Source organism: Xanthomonas sp. NCPPB 1132 (genome assembly GCF_056629235.1).
Genome location: NZ_CM152819.1, coordinates 737,830 through 759,932, shown reverse-complemented (window position 1 = coordinate 759,932; position 22,103 = coordinate 737,830). Strand labels below are relative to the sequence as shown.

Below are 22,103 nucleotides of genomic sequence, written 5' to 3'. Positions count from 1 at the left end.
TCAGCTCCGCAGCGCGCGATCTAGGTCGGCTTGCAAATCCCCCAACTCCTCCACCCCCACACTCAGCCGCACCAGCGCATCGCTGATGCCGAGCTGGTCGCGGCGCGCGACAGGCACCGAAGCATGGGTCATGACCGCAGGATGGTTGACCAGGCTCTCCACCCCGCCCAGGGATTCGGCCAGGGTGAACAGGCGGGTGCGCTCGCAGAAGCGCTTGGCCGCCTCGAAGCCGCCCTTGAGCACGATCGAGACGATGCCGCCATAGCCGGCCATCTGCCGGCTGGCCAGGGCATGCTGCGGATGCGAGGCCAGGCCCGGGTAGATCACCTTCTCCACCGCCGGGTGCGTTTCCAGCCATTGCGCCAGCGCCAGGGCGTTGTCGCAGTGCGCGCGCATGCGCAGCGGCAGGGTCTTCAGGCCGCGCAGCGCCAGGAAGCTGTCGAACGGGCCCTGCACACCGCCCACCGAGTTCTGCAAGAAGGCCAGTTGTTCGGCCAATTCGGCGTTGTCGCCGACCACGGCCATGCCGCCGACCATGTCCGAATGGCCGTTGAGGTACTTGGTCGCCGAATGCACCACGATGTCCGCGCCCAGCGCCAGCGGCCGCTGCAGCAGCGGCGAAGCGAAGGTGTTGTCGACCACCACCAGCAGGCCGTGCTTGCGCGCGATCGCGGCGATCGCCGCGATATCGACGATCTTCAGCATCGGATTGGTCGGGGTCTCGATCCACACCATCTTCGTGGTCGGGCGGATCGCGGCCTCGAACGCGGCCGGATCGGTCAGGTCGACGAAGCCGAATTCCAGCGCGGCGGTGCGCTTGCGCACGCGCTCGAACAGGCGGTAGCTGCCGCCGTACAGGTCGTCCATGGCGATCACGTGGCTGCCGCTGTCCAACAGCTCGATCACCGTGGCGGTGGCGGCCATGCCGGAGGCGAAGGCGAAGCCGCGGCTGCCGCCTTCCAGGGCCGCCACGCAGCGCTCGTAGGCGAAGCGGGTCGGGTTGTGGGTACGCGAGTACTCGAAGCCCTGGTGCTCGCCGGGGCTGGACTGGGCGTAGGTGGAGGTCGCGTAGATCGGCGGCATCACCGCGCCGGTGGTCGGGTCCGGGTGCTGTCCGCCATGGATGGCCAGGGTCGCCAGCGCCAGCGCGGGGCTGTCGCCATGGGGGTTCGACGTGTTGTCCGTCATGAAGGGTTACCGGAAAAGGGGCGTGATTCTAGCAGCGCGGTCTGAACGGCCCCATGCAGCGGGGCCGCGCCGACCGCAGGGATTACTGCACCCGGCGGCGCAGGTAGTTGAGCAGGTCGATCCGGGTGATCAGGCCCAGGAAGGCGCCCTCGTTCATCACGATGGCGACCTGGCCGCGGTCGAACACCGGCAGCAGGGCCTCGATCGGCGATTTGACGTCGAGCCGGTCGAGCTTGCTGACCATGGCCGTGGCCACGGGGTCGCGGAACCGCGCTTCGTCGCCATATACATGCAACAAGACGTCGCTTTCGTCGACGATACCCACCAGTTGATCGCCTTCCATCACCGGCAGCTGCGAAACGTCGTACAGCTTCATGCGCTGGTAGGCGGTGGTCAGCAGGTCCTTGGGGCCGACCACCACGGTGTCGCGCTGGCTGTACGGGCGCAGGATCAGGTCGCGCAGGTCGCCGTGCTGCGGGCGCTCCAGGAAGCCGTTGTCCAGCATCCAGTAGTCGTTGTACATCTTCGACAGGTACTTGTTGCCGGTGTCGCAGACGAACACCAGCACGCGCTTGGGTTCGGTCTGCGCGCGGCAGTACTTCAGCGCCGCCGCCAGCAGGGTGCCGGTGGAGGAGCCGCCGAGGATGCCCTCCTTGGCCAGCAGTTCGCGCGCGGTGTGGAAGCTCTCGGCATCGCTGATCGAATAGGCCTTCTTGACCCGGCTGAAATCGGAGATCGCCGGCAGGAAGTCCTCGCCGATGCCCTCCACCAGCCAGCTGCCGGACTTCTCGCTGACCGTGCCCTGCTCGATGTACTCGGTCAGGATCGAGCCGACTGGGTCGGCCAGCACCAGTTCGGTGTGCGGCGAGGCGGCGGCAAAGGCGCGCGACAGGCCGGTCATGGTGCCGGAGCTGCCGCAGCCGAACACGATCGCGTCCAGCCGGCCGTCCATCTGCCGCAGGATCTCCGGGCCGGTGCCGAACTCGTGCGCGGCCGGGTTGTCGGGGTTGCCGAACTGGTTGATGAAGTAGGCCCCCGGAGTCTCGGCGGCGATGCGCGCGGCCAGGTCCTGGTAGTACTCGGGGTGGCCCTTGGCCACGTCGGAGCGGGTCAGCACCACCTCGGCGCCCATCGCCTTGAGGTTGAAGATCTTCTCCCGGCTCATCTTGTCCGGGACCACCAGGATCAGCTTGTAGCCCTTCTGCTGGGCGACCAGGGCCAGGCCGATGCCGGTGTTGCCGGCGGTGCCCTCGACCAGCACCGCACCGGGCTTGAGGTCGCCGCGGCGCTCGGCCGCCTCGATCATCGACAGGCCGATACGGTCCTTGATCGAACCGCCGGGATTGGCGCTTTCCAGCTTCAGGTACAGCTCGCACACGCCGGTGTCGAGCTTGCTGGCCTTGACGATGGGGGTGTCGCCGATCAGGTCGAGTACGGAGGAGTGAATGGCCATCGGGTCCGAATGCGTCGCGCCGCGGCAGCGGCTGGACCGGGCATTATCCGCGCTCGGGGAGGGAAAGTCAGAGAATGCGCGTGGCGCAGACGAAAAAAGCCGCGATCGCGGCCTTCGGCAGGGGGATGACGCGGACGGTGGCAAGCCGACGAGGAGGCCAGCCACCGCCCGCGACAAGGGGAAATGATACGGTCAGTGCGGCTTCTGCTCGTAAAGGCGCAGCAGCTTTTCCTTGGCCGCGAGCTTTTCGCGCTTCATCTGCGCCAGGGTGACATCGTCGATCGGCAGCACGCCGAGCTCGGCGTCCATGCACTTCTTGTCCAAGGTCTTGTGGCGCTGGTAGAGCTGCTTGAACTCCGGATCGGACTTGATCAACGCGTCGATTTCGGTCTGCGGTTGCCCTTCGAACATAGGAATAGCCTCCTTCAGCTGGAAACAAGAACGCCCCGGCCGCTGCGGCACGGGGCGTTGCCTGGGAGCGGAAGCGCGCGAGCCGCCGGCTGCACCGCCACAACGCCTGGAACCGCGGTTCCTGCGACGTCGGATTGTGGTGCGCGCCACTGCGTCATCGGCTCGGACTCCTCCGTTGGCACCAGGCGGCGGGAGTGCCGCCTGGACTACCGACCCTACGCTTCCCTACCGTCGCGGACAAGAGAAGCAGGCCCGCTTTGCCGCATTCAGTTGCTCGGCGCTCAGGCCCAGGGAAAAACCCCGTTAAACGCTCGGGCAAAGGGCACGACGCACTTAGGGCGCGATCACAACTTCGGCCGAACGGGCCTTGGTCGACGCCCCCTTCTTGCCCACCGCCTGCATCCGGTTGGCGGGCACGCCGCCGCTGACCAGCGCCGCGCGCAAGGCATCGGCGCGCTTCTGGGCCACGCCGGCGTCGGTGTCGTAGGCCTCGATCCGCACCTTGCCCTTGCTGATCTGCAGGTATTGCGACAGGGCCTTGGCCTGGTTCGTGGCATCGCCCGACAGCGCCGCCTTGCCGGCGCCGAAGGCCGCGCCGGAGAAGGTGAAGACCTCCCCGCGGGTCTCGAAGCGCGAGGCCGGCAGCTTGGTGCCGGCGACCAGTTCGGCCTCCTCGCGCGCCAGCTTGGCCGCCTTCTGCTGCGCGGCGCTGAGCTTGGCGGTCTGCTGTCCGGCCACGCTGGCCAGGGCCGCATCGGCATCCGCCCGCGCCGCCTGCTCGGCCTCGGCGGCCTGGCGCAGGTTCTCGGCCTCCTCGGCCTGGATCTGCGCCTGCACGCGCAGGCGCTCGGCTTCCTGACGAGCCCGCGCGGCCTCGCGGCGGCTGGCCTCGATCAGCAGGTCGCTGCGGGTCTTCTCCAACTGGTCGACCTGGCGCCGGGCGATTTCGGCGCGGGCCATGGTCTCGGCGATCTCGACCCGGCGCTCGGCCAGGTAGCGCGCCTCGTCGCGCTCCTTGCGCTTGGCGTTGGCAAAATTGGCCACCGCCTGCTGCGCCTGCAGGCGTTCGTAGGCGGCAACATCGGCGTTCAGCGGATCAGCCTGCAGCGCCACCAAGCGCTGGTTGAGCACGGCCAGTTCCGGGTCGTCGGCGGCCATCGCACCCAGCGGCGCCAGCAGCAACGCCAGCAGGGCCAGGCGGCGCATTCCGTGCAGAGCGCGGCTCATGGACGGCCCTCCCCGGTGCCCAGGGTCTGTTGCAGCTGGGCCACCTCGGCCTGGCGCTGCTTCAGTTGCGCATTGGCCACCGCCTCCTCGCTGCGCGCGCGCGCCAGGTCGGCATCGGCGGCCACGCGCAGCGCCAGCTGCGGCGCGGTCTTGCGCTGGCGGCGGTCGAGCTCGGCCTGCTGCGCCTGCTCCAGGCCCTGGCGGGCGCTGGCCAGCAGGTCCGGCGCATACTGGTCGGCATCGGCCTGGATCGCACGCTGCACCGCCTGCTGCGCGGCCAGCAACTCCGGCGAGGCCACCTGGGCGAACGCGGCCGGCGCGGCGAACAACGCCAATGCGCAGGCCATCACATACTGCTGACAACGGAAGTGTGCGAAGCTAGTTTTCATCTAGGGGGGCCGTGGACGGAGACGTCGATCACGGCCATTGTCGGAAGCCTGTGGCGCGCTTGCAACGGGCGATTGCGGATTGTTGGGGAACCATTGCGCATGGATATCGGCTATTTCCTGAAGCTGATGACCGAAAAGAACGCCTCGGACATGTTCCTGACCACAGGAGCACCGGTCTATATCAAGATCGAAGGCAAGCTGTACCCGCTCGGCGCCACCGGCCTGCCGCCGGGCATGGTCAAGAAAATCGCCTATTCGCTGATGGACGAGGGCCAGGTGCCGCAGTTCGAGCGGGAGCTGGAATTGAACATGGCCATCGCCCTGCAGGACGCCGGGCGCTTCCGCGTCAACGTGTTCAAGCAGCGCGGCGAGGTCGGCATGGTGATCCGCGCGATCCGCAGCAAGATCCCCAGCATCGAGGAACTGCACCTGCCGCAGGTGCTCAAGGACGTGATCATGACCCCGCGCGGGCTGGTCCTGGTGGTCGGCTCGACTGGCTCGGGCAAGTCCACCTCGCTGGCGTCGATGATCGACTACCGCAACAGCACCACCACCGGGCACATCCTCACCATCGAGGACCCGATCGAATACCTGCACAAGCACAAGATGTCCATCGTCAACCAGCGCGAGGTGGGCCTGGACACCCACGCCTTCCACAACGCGCTGAAGAACGCGATGCGCGAGGCGCCGGACGTGATCCTGATCGGCGAGATCCTGGACGCGGAGACCATGGAGGCGGCCATCGCCTTCGCCGAGACCGGGCACCTGTGCCTGGCCACCCTGCACTCCAACAACGCCGACCAGACCATCGAGCGCATCCTCAACTTCTTCCCCGAGAGCGCGCACAAGAACGTGTTGATGAACCTGTCGCTGAACCTGCGCGCGGTGATCTCGCAGCGTCTGGTCAAGGACAACACCGGTCGCCGCCGGCCGGCCTCGGAAGTCCTGCTGAACACGCCGATGATCCGCGACCTGCTGCGGCGCGGGCAGGTCCACGAGATCAAGCAGGCGATGGAGGAGTCGCTGGAGGACGGCATGGAGACCTTCGACCAGTGCCTGTTCCGCATGGTCAAGCAGGGCCAGATCGAGCAGGAGGAAGCGCTGCGCGCGGCCGACTCGCGCGACGGCCTGGCCCTGAAGTTCCGCCTGTCCGAAGGCGGCAGCGGCGAACACGACCCCTACGCCGACTATGACAGCGGCCCCAGCGCCGCGCCGCGCATCACCCACGGCTTCGTCTGAGCGCATCGCCGCAAGCACTGCGGCGCCTATGCAGGAATAGCTGCGTAAGAGCGGCTTCAGCCGCGACCGGGGCATTGGCAGACGCCTGGTCGCGCCGGTCCCGCAGCGATGGCGGCAACGGCGGACCGGAGGATCCAGCGGCGGTCGCCGCGGGTCGCCCTTGCCGAGGCAAACGCCACGTCCAAGCAACTGCGCGTCGGGACTGAAGTCCCTCCCACAGTGCACCCAGCGAGTTAGCCGCAAGCGTCTGTGGGAGCGACTTCGTAGGGGCGGCTTCAGCCGCGACCGGGCATTGGTAGACGCCTGGTCGCGCCGGTTCCGCAGCATCGGCGGCAACAGCGGACCGGGGGTCCAGCGGCGGTCGCCGCGGGGCGACAGGCATGGCGGCAGCTTCGGCCGATCGCGCATACCGGCAGACCGGTCGCGGCTGAAGCCGCTCCTACGACACAGCGAAATTCACTGTGCGTCCGGCTGGTGTTCCGGGCGTGCCGCGTCGAAGGCCGGCAATGCCAGGCAGGCGCGCTCGATCCGCTCCAGGGTCGGATAGGCCTGCAGGTCCACGCCGAAACGGCGCGCGTTGTACAGCTGCGGCACCAGGCAGCAATCGGCCAGGCCCGGCTGCTCGCCGTGGCAGAAACTGCCGGTGTCCGGCGACTCGGCCAGCAACTGCTCCAGCGCGTCGAAGCCGACCTGCATCCAGTGCCGCATCCACTCCTCGCGCTCGGGCTGCGGCACGTTCCAGGCGCTCTCGAAGAACTGCGCCACGCGCAGGTTGTTGAGCGGGTGGATGTCGCAGGCGATCAGTTGCGCCAGGCCGCGCACGCGGGCGCGGTCGATCGGCGCGTCCGGCAGCAGCGGCGGCTCCGGCCAGCGCTCGTCCAGGTACTCCAGGATCGCCAGCGATTGGCGGATCGGCTGGCCGTCGTGGCACAGGGTCGGCACCAGTTCCTGCGGGTTCAGCCGCGCATACTTCGGCGAGTGCTGCTGCCCGCCGTCGCGCACCAGGTGCACCGGCAGCGACTGGTAGGCCAGCCCCTTCAGCTCCAGCCCGATGCGCACCCGATACGCGGCGCTGGAGCGCCAGTAGGTGTAGAGCTGCAGTGCCTCGTCCATGCCCGCCTCCGTCTGCGCAATCGACAACGATACCGGTGGACACCTGGGCTGCGACGCCGCCGGTCGCCCCGGCACCGCCGCCGGCCGGGTCAGGGCAGCGGCGCCTGCTCGATACGCTGCTCGATCGCGCCGAAGATGCTCACTCCGTCACGGTCCAGCATCTCGATCCGCACCACGTCGCCGAAGGACATGTACGGCGTGCTCGGCTTGCCGTCGCGCAGGGTTTCCACGGTGCGCTGTTCGGCGAAGCAGGAGGCGCCGCGCGTGGTGTCCTGGTTGGCGATGGTGCCCGAACCGACCACCGCGCCGGCCGCCAGCGGGCGGGTCTTGGCCGCGTGCGCGACCAACTGCGCGAAATCGAACTGCATGTCCTCGCCGGCTTCCGGCGCGCCGAACCAGGTGCCGTTGATGTGGGTCAGCAGCGGCAGGTGCACCTTGTTGTCGCGCCAGGCCTCGCCCAGTTCGTCGGGAGTGACGAACACCGGCGACAGCGCCGAACGCGGCTTGGACTGCACGAAGCCGAAGCCCTTGGCCAGTTCCGGCGGAATCAGGTTACGCAGCGACACGTCGTTGACCAGACCGATCAACTGGATGTGCGCGGCAGCCTGTGCGGGCGTGACCGCCATCGGCACGTCGTCGGTGACCACCACGATCTCGGCCTCCAGGTCGATGCCGTAGTCCTCGCTGACCACCTTGACCGCATCGCGCGGGCCGTAGAAGCCGGCGCTGACCGCCTGGTACATCAGCGGGTCGGTGTAGAAGCTCTCCGGCACCTCGGCGCCGCGCGCGCGGCGCACGCGCTCCACGTGCGGCAGGTAGGCGCTGCCATCGAGGAACTCGTAGGCGCGCGGCAGCGGCGCGGCCAGCGCCGCCATGTCCAGGTCGAACTGGCCGTCGGCGCTGCCGTCGTTGAGCGACTCGGACAGGGCATTCAGGCGCGGGGCGAGGTTGCTCCAGTCCTCCAGCGCGCGCTGCAGGGTCGGCGCGATGCCGGTGGCGCGCACCGCGCGGGTCAGATCGCGGGACACGACGATCAGGGTGCCGTCGCGACCGCCTTCCTTCAGGGAACCTAGCTTCATGTCCGTCCAGTGCTGGGGGCTGAGCGGCGATTGTACGGCCAGACGGCGGCTTGGTTTCAACTGAAACGGACCCGCATTTTGTGCAGCGCGCCAATTCAGGTACACTGCCCGGGTCTGCATGCGGCCGTCCGTTTCCCTCAGGGATCGCCGGCGAGGCCAGGATCGCAACGATCCGACTCGCCCGCCCCGCCCGACGCCTTTCGTGGTGCCGACGAACCCCAGCCTCGCGCTGCGGGTTGATCCACCCTCTCGCAGCGCGGTTCACGGGAACGCTCCGAGCCTCACCTACTTGCGCCTGCGCGCCGGGTCAGTCCCGGCGTCGGCGCGTTATCCGGAGCATTCTCATGTCGTTCGAATCCCTGGGCCTTGCGCCCTTCCTGCTGCGCGCGCTGGCCGAGCAGGGCTACGAAACCCCCACCCCGATCCAGGCGCAGGCCATTCCCGTCGCCCTGGAAGGCCATGACCTGATGGCCGGCGCGCAGACCGGCACCGGCAAGACCGCCGCGTTCGGCCTGCCGCTGCTGCAGCACCTGGGCACCTCGCCGCAGACCGTGGGCGCCGGCCCGCGCAAGCCGCGCGCCCTGGTGCTGACCCCGACCCGCGAACTGGCCACCCAGGTCCACGACAGCCTGCGCGGCTACAGCAAGTACCTGCGCATCCCCAGCGCCACCATCTACGGCGGCGTGGGCATGGGCAACCAGCTCGACGCGCTGCGCCGTGGCGTGGACCTGCTGATCGCCTGCCCGGGCCGCCTGCTCGACCACCTCGAGCGCCGCAGCGTGGACCTGTCCGGCATCGAGATCCTGGTGCTGGACGAGGCCGACCGCATGCTCGACATGGGCTTCCTGCCGTCGATCAAGCGCATCCTCGCCAAGCTGCCGCGGCAGAACCGCCAGACCCTGCTGTTCTCGGCCACCTTCGAGGAAGGCATCAAGCAGCTGGCCCGCGAGTTCATGCGCGACCCGCAGGAAATCCAGGCGACCCCGAGCAACACCGTGGCCGACACCATCGCCCACCGCGTGCATCCGGTGGACGGCGCGCGCAAGCGCGAACTGCTGCTGCACCTGCTGGCCGCCGACTCGCGCAAGCAGACCCTGGTGTTCGCCCGCACCAAGCACGGTGCCGACAAGCTGACCACGTTCCTGGACAAGTCCGGGATCAAGGCCGCGGCGATCCATGGCAACAAGAGCCAGGGCCAGCGCCTGCGCGCGCTCGGCGACTTCAAGGCCGGCCGCATCACCGTGCTGGTGGCCACCGACATCGCCGCGCGCGGCATCGACATCGACCAGTTGCCCAAGGTCATCAACTACGACCTGCCGATGGTCGCCGAGGACTACGTGCACCGCATCGGCCGCACCGGCCGCAACGGCGCGCAGGGCGAGGCGGTGTCGCTGGTGGCGCAGGACGAGGCCAAGCTGCTGCGCGCGATCGCGCGCCTGCTCAAGCGCGACATGGACATCCGCGACGTGCCCGGTTTCGAGCCGGTCACGCCGATCCGCTGGGGCAACAACAACCCGCCGGACGAGCGCCCGGGCGGCCAGCGTCCGCCGCGCCGCGGCAGCCACGCCCGCCGCGGCCACGGCGATGCGCCGGCGCACGCGCATGCCGGCAGCAAGAAGCCCGGCGGCAACCACGCCGACGGCGCGCGCCGCCAAGGCCAGGGTCGCCGCCACGGCAACGGCGGCAACCGTCCCGCCGCGCCGCGCTGAGCCATCCGCGGCCGCGCGCTCCGCACGCACCCAGGCCGCCCTTCGGGGCGGCCTTTTTTGTCCGCTGCACCCGGACGTCGCGTGCCTGTCGCCGGCCCTGCGGCACGCCACGTCGTCCGTTTCGCGCGTCCCGCACCGCGCCATGCCGCTCCACCCCTGACCGTACAATGCCGCCCATGGATATCTTCAAAGTCTTCACCCTCGAAGCAGCGCACCGCCTGCCCAACGTGCCGCCCGGCCACAAGTGCGCGCGCCTGCACGGCCACTCGTTCCGCATCGAATTGCACGTCAGCGGCGAACCCGGCGCCGAGAGCGGCTGGGTCATGGATTTCGGCGACATCAAGGCGGCGTTCCGTCCGCTCTACGACCAGCTCGACCACCACTACCTCAACGATATCGACGGGCTGGACAACCCCACCAGCGAACGCCTGGCGGTGTGGATCTGGGAGCGGCTCAAGCCGGCGCTGCCGCTGCTGAGCGAGGTGGTGGTGCACGAGACCTGCACCTCTGGGTGCCGGTATCGCGGGCCGGCTTGAAGAAGGCCGGGAATGGGGAATGGGGATTCGGGAATCGTAAGAGCGGCACTGCGACGACCGAGGGCATCCAGTGCCTGCCCGCCCTGTCCTCGGCGCGCGCAGTTGGCGCCTAACAGGGGTGCGGAGGCGTCCGGCGAGGGCTGGCGGAATTTGGCCAAACCATTGATCAGAAAGACAGTTTGAACGAATCCTGAGCGGCTTCAGAAAATTTTGTTGCATCGCAGCAGAATGGGCGTATGTTGCACTGCAACAGCAGTCGGCATTCCAACGGAGTTGCATGATGTCCGCTCAATTCAACGACCAGTTCAGCAGCTACACCCAGCAGTTCGCCGCTGCCGCGGCGCGTGCCAACCGACTGGCGCTGGAGAGCGCCGAGAGCGTGTTCGGCGTGCAGTTGAAGACCTTCGAGAAGAACGTGTCGGCCACCACCGGCTTCCTCGGCGAACTGACCGAGGCGCGCGACCTGGGCACCGTGCAGGCGCTGTGGCCGAAGGGCCTGCAGATCGCCCGCGACAACTTCGAGCGGCTGGCCACGGCCAACCAGGAAGTGTTCGGCCTGGGCCTGAAGACCTCCGAGGCCATCGGCCAGCTCGCCAAGCACCAGTTCGAGGCGGCGACCGAACAGGCCGCGCCCAAGGCCAAGCCCGCCGCGAAGTAGCACCCGATTCGACGTCGCTGCGGTCCGCCGCCCGACGCACCCTCGGTCTGCATGGGTCCCTCCCCCCGTGCAACCCCAAGGCCCGGTAGATCCCTCCCTCTACCGGGCCTTTTTTTGTGGGTGGGATTTGGGAGTGGGGATTCGGGATTGGTTGATCCCGTGCGCTGTGGCGCTTCTGTCTTTCTTGCAGGAAGAGCGTCGGCACCGATGCTTGGTTGGTGAGGCGTCGGAACTGAAGCCCCTCCCACACAACCCGCCCGGCAGTCGATCAGTCCGGCGACATGCCCGCCCACGGCTGCAACTGCGCCGCCAACTGCTCGGCCTGCGGTTGCGGCCGGTACGGCAACCGCCCCCAACACGGCATCGGCAGGCGCGTGCGCAGCATCGCCATGTTGTCGTCGATGCGCTCCATCGCCGGATCGATCTCGTTGCCGATCCAGCCGATGCACTGAAGGCCGTCGGCGGCGATCGCCGCGGCGCTGAGCCGGGCGTGGTTGAGGCAGCCCAGGCGCAGGCCAACCACCAGCACCACCGGCAGCCGCAGCGCGCGCGCCAGATCGGCCTGGTCCAGCGTCGCCGACAGCGGCGCCGCCCAGCCGCCGACGCCTTCCACCACCACCACGTCGGCCTGCGCGCGCAGGCGGTCGAACGCGGCCGCGATCGGCGCCAGCTCCAGCTGCACGCCGGCATCGGCGGCGGCCAGTTCCGGCGCCAGCGGCAACGGCAGCGCGTACGGATTGAGATCGTCGTAGTGCGGGCGCGGCGCGCTCGCATCCTGCAGCGCCAGCGCGTCCTCGTTGCGCCAGCCGTCGGCCTCGAGCGTGCAGCCGCTGGCCACCGGCTTCATCCCCACCGCGCGCTGGCCGCGCGCGCGCAGGGCGTGCAGCAGCGCGGTGCTGGCGATGGTCTTGCCGATGCCGGTATCGGTGCCGGTGACGTAGAAGGCGGAAACAGCCATGCAAGCGAAACCCTGTCGGTTGGCCGGCGGGACGCGCGGCGGCGCGCAGGATAGCCGGGCGCGCCGCGCGCGTCAGCCGCCGCGGTGCCGGCGGACGCAGCGCGCTGCTAGACTCGCGCGATGTTCGCCTCGTCCTCGCTCACCGGCAGCAAGCCGGAACAGTACGCCCAGTTGCTCGACCAGGCCCGCGCCCTGGTCGCCGGGGAGCCCGACCGCATCGCCAATGCCGCCAACCTGGCCGCGCTGGTGTACCACGCGCTGCCGCGGCTGAACTGGGTCGGTTTCTACTTCTACGACGGCAAGGAACTGGTGGTCGGGCCGTTCCAGGGCCTGCCGGCCTGCGTGCGCATTCCGCTGCACAAGGGCGTGTGCGGTGCGGCCGCCAGCAGCGGCCAGACCCAGCGCATCGACGACGTGGAGGCCTTCCCCGGGCACATCGCCTGCGATGCGGCCTCGCGTTCGGAACTGGTGGTGCCGCTGCTGCGCGACAGCGCGCTGGTGGGCGTGTTCGATCTGGACAGCCCCGACCTGGCCCGCTTCGACGCCGACGATCAGCGCGGCCTGGAAGCGATCGCCCAGGTCTTCGTCGACAGCCTGCGATGAGCACCACCAAGCTGCGCAACATCGGCCCCAAGAGCGCGGCGTGGCTGCGCCAGGTCGGCGTGCGCACGCAGCAGGACCTGGAGGCGGCCGGCGCGGTCGGCGCCTTCGTCAAGGTCAAGCGCGCCGGCTTCAAACCCAGCCTCAACCTGCTGTATTCGCTGGAAGGCGCGCTCAGCGGCTGCCACTGGCAGGAACTGTCCGAGGCGCGGCGCGCGCAGTTGCTGGGCGAGCTGGAAGCCGCGACGGCGGCGCTGCCGGCGCAGCGCGGCCTGCCGGTCGCCGGGCCGGTGGCGACCACCCATTTCGACCGCGACGACGCGCGCGGCGACGATGACGCCGACGGCGCCTACGCGCAGGACCCGCACGACACCCCGGTGGGCGACCATCACGGCGACGACGACGGCCACGGCGCACACGCAGACTGAGCCGCGCGGGCAGCGGCGATCGCGTACAATCGCGCCGCTTCAAGGTGACCCGCCGGCTCCGGCCAGCGGGTTGAAACGGGAAGCCGGTGCGTCTTGCGACAAGGCCGGCGCTGCCCCCGCAACGGTAAGCGATCCGCGCTGACGACCTGCGCCACTGTGCCCCGGGCATGGGAAGGCGTCGCAGCCGGGAGGTCCACCTCCCTGATCGCCAGCCCGGAGACCGGCCTTGCAGTTCACTGGTTGCGATGCGGAGGGCGTCGCGGCGTGCCGCGCCGTGTCCGGCGCCGTCCGCTTGCACCTTCCGTTCGCGACTCCCTTGCCGTCACAGCGCGCAGCCGCGCGCCGGAGTTGCCACCCATGTCGTCCCGCCTGCTTTCGGTCGCGATCGCGTCCGCCCTGTCCCTGCCCGCGCTGGCCCACGCCGCCGATGCCGCCACCGACCTCGACCAGGTCCTGGTCACCGCCACCCGCACCCAGATCTCGGTGGAGGACAGCGTGGTGCCGGCGCAGGTCATCGACCGCGCCGAGATCGAGCGCAGCCAGGCCACGTCGCTGGCGCAGCTGCTGCAGGGCCGCGCCGGCATCGGCGTCTCCAACCAGGGCGGCCTGGGCAAGCTGACCACGCTGAACCTGCGCGGCAGCGAATCGGACCACGTGCTGGTGCTGGTGGACGGCGTGCGCATCGGCTCGGCCAGCGCCGGCCTGGCCGCGTTCCAGGACCTGCCGCTGAGCCAGATCGAGCGCATCGAGATCGTGCGCGGCCCGCGCTCGAGCCTGTACGGCTCCGACGCGATCGGCGGCGTCATCCAGATCTTCACCCGCCGCGGTGGCCAGGGCTTCCAGCAGAACCTGAGCCTGGGCGGCGGCAGCCATGGCCTGCGCGAGGCCGGCGCCGGCTTCAGTAACCGCGGCGAGCGCGGCTGGCTGGCCGTGCAGGGCGGCTACCAGAAGACCGACGGCATCAATGCCTGCAATGGCTCGGCCACGCTGTTCGCCGGCTGCTTCGTCGACCAACCCGACCGCGACGGCTACCGCAACGTCTCGCTGAGCGCGCGCGGCGGCTACGCCCTCACTGACACGCTGCGCATCGAGGGCCAGGCGCTGAACATCGACAGCCGCAACGAATACGACGGCGATCCGCTGTTCGCCGGCAACGAGGCCGACAACACCCAGCAGGTGTTCAGCGGCAAGCTCGACTGGACGCCCTCCGATCGCCTGCACCTGGCCGCGCAACTGGGCCGCAACGTCGACGACGCCGACAGCTACTACCGTGCGCCGGGCGCGCGCACCCGCAGCTTCATCAGCACCTTCGACAGCCGCCGCGACACCGCCGCGCTGCAGGGCGACATCAGCCTGGCCGAAGGCCATCTGCTCAGCGTCGGCAGCGACTGGCAGCGCGAGCACGTCACCAGCACCACCGCCTTCGACGTCGACAGCCGTGACAACACCGGCGTGTTCGCCGAGTACCAGGGCCGCTTCGGCGCGCAGCAGGTGCAGGCCAGCGTGCGCAGCGACGACAACGAACAGTTCGGCGAGCACACCACCGGCAGCCTCGGCTGGGGCCTGGCACTGGCGCATGGCCTCAAGCTCACCGCCAGCGTCGGCACCGGCTTCAAGGCGCCGACCTTCAACGACCTGTACTACCCGTTCGCCGGCAATCCGGCGTTGAAGCCGGAACGTTCCAAGAGCGGCAACCTCGGCATTGCGCAGTATGCCGACAGCTGGAACTGGACCTTCAACGCCTATGAGACCCGGGTCAAGGACCTGATCTCCTACGACGCGATCAGCTTCCTGCCGGTGAACGTGGACGAAGCGCGCATCCGCGGCGCCGAACTGACCGGCTATGCGCTGCTGGCCGGCTGGGAACTGTCGGCGCAGCTGAGCCACACCGATCCGCGCAACCGCAGCGACGGCGACAACCGCGACAACTGGCTGGCGCGCCGCGCGCAGAACACCGCACGCCTGGACGTGGACCGCGGCATCGGCCCGGTCAAGCTCGGCGTCACCGTGTTCGGCAGCGGCCACCGCTTCGACGACGCGGCCAACCGCGTGCGCCTGGCCGGCTACGGCACCGTCGACCTGCGCGCGGAATACGCGTTCACCCCGGACTGGACGCTGCAGGCCAAGGCCAGCAACGTGTTCGATCGCGACTACCAGACGGTGAACTGGTACAACCAGCCGGGCCGCGAATACGCGCTGACCCTGCGCTACGCGCCGGCGGCGCGCTGACGCCATGCGTCGCGCTGTGCCGGAAGGCGTGGCGCGACGCGACAGCTCGGACATCACACGCGTCTTTTCGTGGGAGCGGCTTCAGGGCACCTCTAAAAACCCCACCTTTGGCATCATTGGTCTGGAGAACACGCCGAGGACGCCACGATGATCAGCCTGTTTGCCGGCCACGAACGCGAAGCCAAGCGGCAGCAGATCGGCGATCCTCTGGCTCTGCTGTCACGGCATATCGACTTTGCCGGGATTGCTCACGCCGTAGACGCGAAGCTGTCCTTGGGTACCGGCAAGCGCGGCGGCCGTCCGGCTTGGCCGACGCAGATGATGATCAAGCTGCTGCTGTTGCAGCAGTTGTACAACCTCTCCGACGATGCGCTGGAGTATCAGGTGCTGGATCGGCGCAGCTTCCAGCAATTCCTTGGACTGGAACACAGCGGCAAGGTGCCCGACGCCAAGACGATCTGGGTGTGGCGCGAACGGCTCAAGACCAAGGATCTGATGGGCGACATCAGCACGGCGATCGGTGAGCAATTGCAACGTGCTGGGTTCATTGCCCGCGGCGGTCAGATCATCGACGCCAGCATCGTCAGCGCTCCGATCCAGCGCAACACGCGCGAGGAGAACGCGCAGATCAAGCAGGGCGATGACGTCGGCCAGGACTGGAGTGATGCCAAGCGTGCGCAGAAAGACGTGCAGGCACGCTGGACCAGGAAGCATGGGGTGACGTTCTACGGCTACAAGCTGCACGCCAGCACGGACCGCCGCTGGGGTTTCATCCGCCGCTACGACGTGAGCGCGGCCAACGTGCACGACAGCCGCCACTTCGAGCAGGTGCTGGACCCGGACAACACCGGCCGCACGGTATGGGCCGATAGCGGGTATGCCGATGCAGCGCGAGAAGCAGACCTGAAAAAGCGTGGTTACCGCCCCGCGATCCAACATCAAGGGCAGGCACGCAAGCCCTTGAGCGAGGCAGCAAAGCGCCGGAACCGTCGCATTGCCAAGGATCGGGTGTTCGGCGAGCACCCGTTTGCGCGCTTGGCCCAACAAGGCGGCAAGTTCGTACGCTGCATCGGCTTGGCGCGGGCAAAGGTGGTGATCGGGCTGAAGGTCGCCAGCCATAACGTGATGCGGCTGGCACGGCTACAGGAGCGGGCCATGGTGCCGGCGTGATCGGCTGAGGTGGCCGAGCGGCCACCTCAGCCTCCCAACCACCACGATCAGGCGCCGCTCTGGTGCCGTTGCGACAGATGCTGCCCCTGGCTCCAGGTCGTGGCAGGTTGTTCGAGGTGCCCTTCAGCCGCGATGGGCTTTCCCGATAAAGCCCGTCGCGGCTGAAGCCGCTCCTACGACACAACCGGGATCTTCGCGTGGCACCGCGGCGCTGCGCGACCATCGCTCAGCGCAACTGCAGCAGCTCGCGCAGATCGTCCATCAGCAGCACCACGTCGGCGGTGGCCAGATCCAGGTCGCGCGGATAGCCGTAGCGCACCAGCGCCACCGGCATACCGGCGGCGTGCCCGGCCTGCAGGTCGGTCCCCGAATCGCCGACCATCAGGCAGCGCGCCGGCGGCTGTGCGAACTGCTGCGCCAGGTGCAGCAACGGCGCCGGGCTGGGCTTGCGCTCGGGCAGGCTGTCGCCGCCCAACACCGCGGAAAACAGCTCCGCCACGCCCAGATGCTGCAGCAGCGGCGGCACCATCGCCGACGGCTTGTTGGTGCACAGCGCCAGCGTCACGCCATCGGCATGCAGTTGCGCCAAGGCCTCGGCCGCACCTGGATACAGCCGCGGACTGCGCAACAGGCACTCGGCGTAGTGGCGCATGAAGGTCGGCATCACCGCATCGATCGGCGTGGTATCCCCGGCATGCCGCCAGGCGGCCTCGACCAGCTTGCGTACGCCCTCGCCGATCCAGCCGAGCACGGTCGGCTCCGGCACCCGCGGCAGGCCGAAGTCGACCAGGGTGCGGTTCAGCGCCTCGGCGATGTCGGCGCCGCTGTCGACAAGGGTGCCGTCGAGGTCGAACACCACCACTGCATAGGGAAATGTCATGTCGTTCCTGCGCGCCAGAGCCGGCGCGTATTGTAGGCAACTCGCTCAGTCGCGATCCCAGTAGGGCACGTCGCCGAAGCGCGCGACCAGGAAATCCAGGAACACGCGCACGATCGCCGGCTGCTGCCGGCGCGAGGCGTACACGCCGAAGATGTCCATGGTGTCGAGTTCGTGGTCGGGCAGCACGCGCTGCAGTTCGCCGCTGCGCAGCAGCGCTGCGGCCTGATAGGTCGGCAGCATCGCGATGCCGGCGCCGGCGCGCACCGCCTCCATCAACACGGTGGCTTCGTTGGCGGTGAAGTTGCCGCTCACCGGCACCGACACGCGCTCGCCGCGATGGCGCAGCGGCCACGCGTGCTTGCCCACGTAGTGATGGCCCAGGCAATTGTGCGCGGCCAGGTCGGCGGCGGTCTGCGGGACACCGTGCCGCTGCAGATACGCTGGCGCCGCGCACAGCACCGAGCGACACACGCTCAGCCGCCGCGCGATCAACCCCGGATCCACGCGATGGGAGATGCGCACGGCCAGGTCGATGCGCTCCTCGACCAGGTTGACCGTGCGATCGGCCAACAGCATGTCCACACGTGCCTGCGGATGACGGGCGATGAACTCGGCCGCGGCCGCGGCCAGATGCGCCTGGCCGAACGAAGCCGACGTGGTCACCCGCAGTTGCCCGTGCGGCTCCGGGTCGTCGCTCGCCAGTTCCTCGCGCAGTGCCGCCCCCATGTCCAGCATCGGCCGGAAGCGCGCCAGTGCGGTTTCGCCGGCGCCGGTCAGGGTGACCCGCCGCGTGGTCCGGTGGAGCAGGCGCACGCCCAGCCAACGCTCCAGCTCCGCCAGGTGGCGCGACACCATGGCCCGCGACAGGTCCAACGCCTCGGCTGCCGCGGTCAGGCTCCCACGCTCGGCGACCTCGACGAATACCGCAATCGCGGTCAGACGATCCATTTGCTCGTTCCATGCAACAAATAGTCGACTTATACGCCGTTTATCGCCCCAATCGCCACCGCTAGGCTGTGCGCATCCCATCCACTGACTGGAGCATCTCGATGAACATCGCCCTGATCGGCGCGACCGGCAAGATCGGCCGCCACATCGCCCGCGAAGCGATGCGCCGCGGGCACGCGGTCACCGCCCTGGTCCGCCGCACGCAGCCGCTGCCGCCGGAGCTGGACGGCGCCAAGGTCGTGCTCGCTACGCTGGACGACCACGCCGCGCTCGCCGCATCCGTGCGCGGCCACGATGTGCTGGCCAGTGCCTACGGCCCCAGTGCCGCTGCGGCCGACACGATCCCGGCCGCGGCCCAGACCCTGGTCGAGGTCGCCCGCAGCGCCGGTGTGCGCCGCCTGCTGGTGGTCGGCGGCGCCGGCAGCCTGGAAGTGGCACCAGGCGTGCAACTGGTGGATACCCCGAACTTCCCCGACGCCTACAAGCCCTACGCGCTGGCGCATCGCGCCTCCCTGCAGCACCTGCGCGCCGCCGATGACCTGGACTGGACCTTCTTTGCCCCGGCCGCCGAGATCGGCCCCGGCGCCGCGCGCGGTGGTGCGCGGACGCAGGCCACCGCGCTGCTCACCGATGCGCAGGGCCATAGCGCGATCAGCTACGCCGACTACGCCAGCGTGTTCGTCGACGAGATCGAACGCCCGCAGTACCTGCGCCAGGTCGCCACTGCCGCCTACTGAGCCATGCGCCGGCACAGCGCGGCGGGCTGACCGCTCGGCCGCTCGTCCGTTGTCGCCAGCGGCCGCTGTCGCAGCCAGATTCGCGCGTTCGACGAAGACAGCGCGAAGCAAGGAGGCGAGCGCGCTGGTCGCCAACGGACGGCCGGCGCAGTCAGCGAAACAACTGCCCCTGCGCCTGCCCAGGCGCGCGTTCGTGAAAGCCGGACAGGCCCACGCCGACCAGGCGGTAGCGGGTGGACGCCGGCAGGTCCACGCGCGCGCGCAGCGCCAGGGCGATGTCGATCAAGGTCTGCAGCGACTCCGGCGGCTGCTCGGGGGTGAAGCTGCGGGTGAGGATGCGGAACTGCGCGGTCTTCAGCTTCAGCACCACCGTGCGCGCGATGCGTTCGGTGCGGCGGGTGGCGTTCCAGGTCTTCTCCGCCAGTTGCCGGATCGTCGGCTCCAGCGCATCCAGCGCCAGGTCTTCGGCGAAGGTGTCCTCGGAGGAGATCGACTGCACCGGCTGGTCCGATTCCACCGGGCGTTCGTCGATGCCGCGCGCGCGCTGGTACAGGCGCAGGCCGAAGCTACCGAAGCGCGCCTCCAGCTCCGCTTCGCTGCGCGCGCGCAGATCGCCCACGGTGGCGATGCCCAGTTCCGCCAGCTTGGCCTCCATCACCTTGCCCACGCCGGGCACCTTGTTCACCGGCAACGGGGTCAGGAAGGCTTCCACGCGATGCGGGCGGATCACGAACTGGCCGTCGGGCTTGCGCCAGTCCGAGGCGATCTTGGCCAGGAACTTGTTCGGCGCGATCCCGGCCGAGGCGGTCAGTTCGGTTTCGGCGCGGATCTGCGCGCGGATGGTCTGGGCGATCTCGGTGGCGGTGCGCAATTCGCCCTTCGGCGCGGTGACGTCCAGGTAGGCCTCGTCCAGCGACAGCGGCTCGATCAGGTCGGTATGACGCTGGAAGATCTCGCGCACCTGCCGCGACACCGCCTTGTAGCGGGCGAAATCCGGCGGCACGAAGATCGCATCCGGGCACAGCCGCTCGGCGCGCAGCGCCGGCATCGCCGAGCGCACGCCGAACACGCGCGCCTCGTAGGAGGCGGCGCACACCACCGAGCGCATGCCGCGCCAGGCTACCACCACCGGCTTGCCGCGCAGCGCCGGATCGTCACGCTGCTCCACGGACGCGTAGAACGCATCCATGTCGACGTGAATGATCTTGCGCATCGACCCCATACCCTACGCCTGCGAACGGTGTGCGCATGATAAGCCCGGCACTGCGCACGGACTGAGAATGCGCGCCTTGATCCGGCGCAGTGCGCGCGCCACCGCCCCTGCCGACACTACGCGTGCGTACGGATAAAACGTTTGATTGAACGCGCAAGGCTCATGCACTCTTGCGCGCCTCGACTGTCTGGCCTGGGAATGTTCCGTTCATGAGTCGTCTGTCTTCCTATTCGCGCGAGCAATTGCTCGCCAGCGCACGCGGCGAGTTGTTCGGCGCCGACGCCGGGCGCCTGCCCAACGATCCGATGCTGATGTTCGACCGCATCGTCGCCATCGACGAGACCGGCGGCGCGCACGGCAAGGGCGTGATCCGCGCCGAGCTGGATATCCGCCCGGACCTGTGGTTCTTCGGCTGCCATTTCATCGGCGATCCGGTGATGCCCGGCTGCCTCGGCCTGGATGCGATGTGGCAGCTGACCGGCTTCTTCCTGACCTGGCTGGGCGCGCCGGGCAGCGGCCGCGCGCTGGGCGTGGGCGAAGTGAAGTTCACCGGGCAGGTGCTGCCGAGCGCCAAGCAGGTGGTGTACGAGATCGACATCAGCCGGGTAATCAACCGCAAGCTGGTGATGGCGGTGGCCGACGGCCGCATGTCGGTGGACGGGCGCGAGATCTATACCGCCAAGGACATGCGCGTGGGCCTGTTCACGTCGACGGAGGCGTTCTGATGCGGCGCGTGGTCATTACCGGAATGGGCATCACCTCGTGCCTGGGCAACGATCTGGACAGCGTGGCGCGCGCCTTGCGCGAAGGTCAGTCCGGCATCCGCCACAACCCGCAGGCGGTGGACGCCGGCCTGCGCAGCCAGGTCGGCGGCGATGTGCAACTGGATCTGGACGCGGCGATCGACCGCAAGCTCAAGCGCTTCATGGGCGATGCCTCGGCCTACGCCTACCTGGCGCTGCGCGATGCGCTGGCCGACGCCGGCCTGGACGAGGCGGCGATCAGCGACCCGCGCATCGGCCTGATCGCCGGCTCCGGCGGCGGCTCCAGCCACTGGCAGGTGGAAGCGGCGGACCTGCTGCGCAACCGCGGCGTGCGCAAGGTCGGCCCGTACATGGTGCCGCGCACGATGTGTTCGGCGGTCTCGGCCAGCCTGGCCACCGCGTTCAAGATCAAGGGCGTGAGCTACTCGCTGTCGGCGGCCTGTGCGACCTCGGCGCACTGCATCGGCGCGGCGGCAGACCTGATCCGCCACGGCCAGCAGGACGTGATGTTCGCCGGCGGCGGCGAAGAGCTGGACTGGACCATGAGCCTGATGTTCGACGCCATGGGCGCGCTGTCCACCGGCTTCAACGACACGCCGGCAGTGGCGTCGCGGCCCTACGACGCCGCGCGCGATGGCTTCGTCATCGCCGGCGGCGGCGGCATGCTGGTGCTGGAGGACTACGAGCACGCGGTGGCGCGCGGCGCGCGCATCCATGCCGAACTGGTCGGCTACGGCGTGACCTCCGACGGCGCCGACATGGTGGCACCGTCGGGCGAAGGCGCGGTGCGCTGCATGCACATGGCGCTGCAGGGCGTGGACGCGCCGATCGACTATCTCAACACCCATGGCACCTCGACGCCGCTGGGCGATGTCACCGAACTGGACGCGGTGCGCGCGGTGTTCGGCGATGCGGTGCCGCCGCTGTCCTCGACCAAGGCGCTGTCCGGGCATTCGCTGGGCGCGGCCAGCGTGCACGAGGCGATCTACTGCCTGCTGATGCTGCGCGACGGCTTCATCGCCGGCTCGGCCAATATCGACACGCTGGATCCGCGCGCCGAGGGCTTCCCGATCGTGCGCGAAAGCCGCGACGCGGACTTGCGCACGGTGATGTCCAACAGCTTCGGCTTCGGCGGCACCAACGCCGCGCTGGTGTTCGCCAAGGCCTGACCGTG

Annotated in this window: 22 protein-coding genes and 1 riboswitch; of the genes, 11 read left to right on the top strand and 11 right to left on the bottom strand. The window is 69.1% G+C overall.

Going from position 1 to position 22,103, the window contains the following annotated elements; genetic code table 11:
- The 5 genes from AC1G9L_RS03390 to AC1G9L_RS03370 form a co-directional block, all read right to left on the bottom strand.
- The gene (locus AC1G9L_RS03390) at positions 1-1,188 is read right to left on the bottom strand and encodes a cystathionine gamma-synthase (RefSeq protein ID WP_019799023.1); all 1,188 of its coding nucleotides are present in this window, start codon (positions 1,186-1,188) and stop codon (positions 1-3) included.
- An 82-nt stretch (positions 1,189-1,270) separates the two neighbouring features.
- Positions 1,271-2,641 carry a pyridoxal-phosphate dependent enzyme gene (locus tag AC1G9L_RS03385; protein WP_010340227.1) on the bottom strand — a complete coding sequence of 457 codons (1,371 nt, stop codon included), beginning with the start codon at positions 2,639-2,641 and terminating at the stop codon, positions 1,271-1,273.
- A 192-nt stretch (positions 2,642-2,833) separates the two neighbouring features.
- Positions 2,834-3,052 carry an HP1242/YdcH family protein gene (locus tag AC1G9L_RS03380; protein WP_010340228.1) on the bottom strand — a complete coding sequence of 73 codons (219 nt, stop codon included), beginning with the start codon at positions 3,050-3,052 and terminating at the stop codon, positions 2,834-2,836.
- Positions 3,053-3,385: 333 nt separating this feature from the next.
- Positions 3,386-4,258 carry an OmpA family protein gene (locus tag AC1G9L_RS03375; protein ID WP_371183539.1) on the bottom strand — a complete coding sequence of 291 codons (873 nt, stop codon included), beginning with the start codon at positions 4,256-4,258 and terminating at the stop codon, positions 3,386-3,388.
- A gap of 17 nt (positions 4,259-4,275) precedes the next feature.
- Complete coding sequence (locus AC1G9L_RS03370) at positions 4,276-4,668, bottom strand: DUF4398 domain-containing protein (RefSeq protein WP_010340230.1); 393 nt, start codon at positions 4,666-4,668, stop codon at positions 4,276-4,278.
- 99 nt (positions 4,669-4,767) lie between these two features.
- Between AC1G9L_RS03370 and AC1G9L_RS03365 the strand changes: the two genes are divergently transcribed.
- Positions 4,768-5,907: a PilT/PilU family type 4a pilus ATPase gene (locus AC1G9L_RS03365; protein ID WP_010340231.1), complete on the top strand. Its 1,140-nt coding sequence runs from the start codon at positions 4,768-4,770 to the stop codon at positions 5,905-5,907.
- A 456-nt stretch (positions 5,908-6,363) separates the two neighbouring features.
- Here AC1G9L_RS03365 and maiA read toward each other — a convergent pair whose 3' ends face one another.
- A complete protein-coding gene (maiA, locus tag AC1G9L_RS03360) occupies positions 6,364-7,020 on the bottom strand; it encodes a maleylacetoacetate isomerase (protein ID WP_019799923.1) in 657 nt (218 codons plus the stop codon).
- Between the two features lie 89 nt (positions 7,021-7,109).
- Positions 7,110-8,099 carry a fumarylacetoacetate hydrolase family protein gene (locus tag AC1G9L_RS03355; RefSeq protein WP_019799922.1) on the bottom strand — a complete coding sequence of 330 codons (990 nt, stop codon included), beginning with the start codon at positions 8,097-8,099 and terminating at the stop codon, positions 7,110-7,112.
- Positions 8,100-8,443: 344 nt separating this feature from the next.
- Between AC1G9L_RS03355 and AC1G9L_RS03350 the strand changes: the two genes are divergently transcribed.
- The 3 genes from AC1G9L_RS03350 to AC1G9L_RS03340 all read left to right on the top strand — a co-directional run bounded on the left by AC1G9L_RS03350 (position 8,444) and on the right by AC1G9L_RS03340 (position 11,002).
- The gene (locus tag AC1G9L_RS03350) at positions 8,444-9,808 is read left to right on the top strand and encodes a DEAD/DEAH box helicase (protein ID WP_481070275.1); all 1,365 of its coding nucleotides are present in this window, start codon (positions 8,444-8,446) and stop codon (positions 9,806-9,808) included.
- A gap of 176 nt (positions 9,809-9,984) precedes the next feature.
- Positions 9,985-10,344 carry a 6-carboxytetrahydropterin synthase QueD gene (queD, locus tag AC1G9L_RS03345; RefSeq protein ID WP_019800209.1) on the top strand — a complete coding sequence of 120 codons (360 nt, stop codon included), beginning with the start codon at positions 9,985-9,987 and terminating at the stop codon, positions 10,342-10,344.
- Between the two features lie 280 nt (positions 10,345-10,624).
- Complete coding sequence (locus tag AC1G9L_RS03340; RefSeq protein WP_010343827.1) at positions 10,625-11,002, top strand: phasin family protein; 378 nt, start codon at positions 10,625-10,627, stop codon at positions 11,000-11,002.
- 268 nt (positions 11,003-11,270) lie between these two features.
- On the opposite strand, the gene bioD is transcribed toward AC1G9L_RS03340, so the two are convergent.
- Entirely contained in the window at positions 11,271-11,960 is a 690-nt protein-coding gene (bioD, locus tag AC1G9L_RS03335; protein ID WP_481070274.1) for a dethiobiotin synthase, read from the bottom strand.
- 120 nt (positions 11,961-12,080) lie between these two features.
- Here bioD and AC1G9L_RS03330 point away from each other — a divergent pair, with 120 nt between their 5' ends.
- The 4 genes from AC1G9L_RS03330 (at position 12,081) to AC1G9L_RS03315 (ending at position 16,387) form a co-directional block, all read left to right on the top strand.
- Entirely contained in the window at positions 12,081-12,563 is a 483-nt protein-coding gene (locus AC1G9L_RS03330; RefSeq protein WP_017912553.1) for a GAF domain-containing protein, read from the top strand.
- Entirely contained in the window at positions 12,560-12,988 is a 429-nt protein-coding gene (locus tag AC1G9L_RS03325; RefSeq protein ID WP_481070273.1) for a TfoX/Sxy family protein, read from the top strand. Before AC1G9L_RS03330 ends, AC1G9L_RS03325 begins: the two co-directional genes overlap by 4 nt.
- A gap of 25 nt (positions 12,989-13,013) precedes the next feature.
- Positions 13,014-13,231: riboswitch (cobalamin riboswitch) on the top strand.
- 114 nt (positions 13,232-13,345) lie between these two features.
- Complete coding sequence (gene btuB, locus AC1G9L_RS03320) at positions 13,346-15,217, top strand: TonB-dependent vitamin B12 receptor (RefSeq protein WP_019801500.1); 1,872 nt, start codon at positions 13,346-13,348, stop codon at positions 15,215-15,217.
- Positions 15,218-15,364: 147 nt separating this feature from the next.
- Entirely contained in the window at positions 15,365-16,387 is a 1,023-nt protein-coding gene (locus tag AC1G9L_RS03315) for an IS5 family transposase (RefSeq protein ID WP_019798968.1), read from the top strand.
- A gap of 226 nt (positions 16,388-16,613) precedes the next feature.
- On the opposite strand, the gene gph is transcribed toward AC1G9L_RS03315, so the two are convergent.
- Both gph and AC1G9L_RS03305 read right to left on the bottom strand, forming a co-directional pair.
- On the bottom strand, positions 16,614-17,267 hold the full coding sequence (gph, locus tag AC1G9L_RS03310; protein ID WP_481070272.1) for a phosphoglycolate phosphatase: 654 nt from the start codon (positions 17,265-17,267) through the stop codon (positions 16,614-16,616).
- A gap of 45 nt (positions 17,268-17,312) precedes the next feature.
- Positions 17,313-18,215 carry a LysR substrate-binding domain-containing protein gene (locus tag AC1G9L_RS03305; protein WP_019801636.1) on the bottom strand — a complete coding sequence of 301 codons (903 nt, stop codon included), beginning with the start codon at positions 18,213-18,215 and terminating at the stop codon, positions 17,313-17,315.
- A 101-nt stretch (positions 18,216-18,316) separates the two neighbouring features.
- On the opposite strand from AC1G9L_RS03305, the gene AC1G9L_RS03300 reads away from it, so the two are divergent.
- Positions 18,317-18,952 carry an NAD(P)-dependent oxidoreductase gene (locus tag AC1G9L_RS03300; protein WP_481070271.1) on the top strand — a complete coding sequence of 212 codons (636 nt, stop codon included), beginning with the start codon at positions 18,317-18,319 and terminating at the stop codon, positions 18,950-18,952.
- A 151-nt stretch (positions 18,953-19,103) separates the two neighbouring features.
- Here AC1G9L_RS03300 and dinB read toward each other — a convergent pair whose 3' ends face one another.
- Positions 19,104-20,174, bottom strand: a complete 1,071-nt coding sequence (dinB, locus tag AC1G9L_RS03295; RefSeq protein WP_481070270.1) for a DNA polymerase IV — start codon at positions 20,172-20,174, stop codon at positions 19,104-19,106.
- A gap of 200 nt (positions 20,175-20,374) precedes the next feature.
- Here dinB and fabA point away from each other — a divergent pair, with 200 nt between their 5' ends.
- Positions 20,375-20,890, top strand: coding sequence for a 3-hydroxyacyl-[acyl-carrier-protein] dehydratase FabA (gene fabA / locus AC1G9L_RS03290; protein ID WP_481070269.1), 516 nt, complete (start codon positions 20,375-20,377; stop codon positions 20,888-20,890).
- On the top strand, positions 20,890-22,098 hold the full coding sequence (fabB, locus tag AC1G9L_RS03285) for a beta-ketoacyl-ACP synthase I (RefSeq protein ID WP_481070268.1): 1,209 nt from the start codon (positions 20,890-20,892) through the stop codon (positions 22,096-22,098). Before fabA ends, fabB begins: the two co-directional genes overlap by 1 nt.
- Positions 22,099-22,103: the final 5 nt, after the last annotated feature.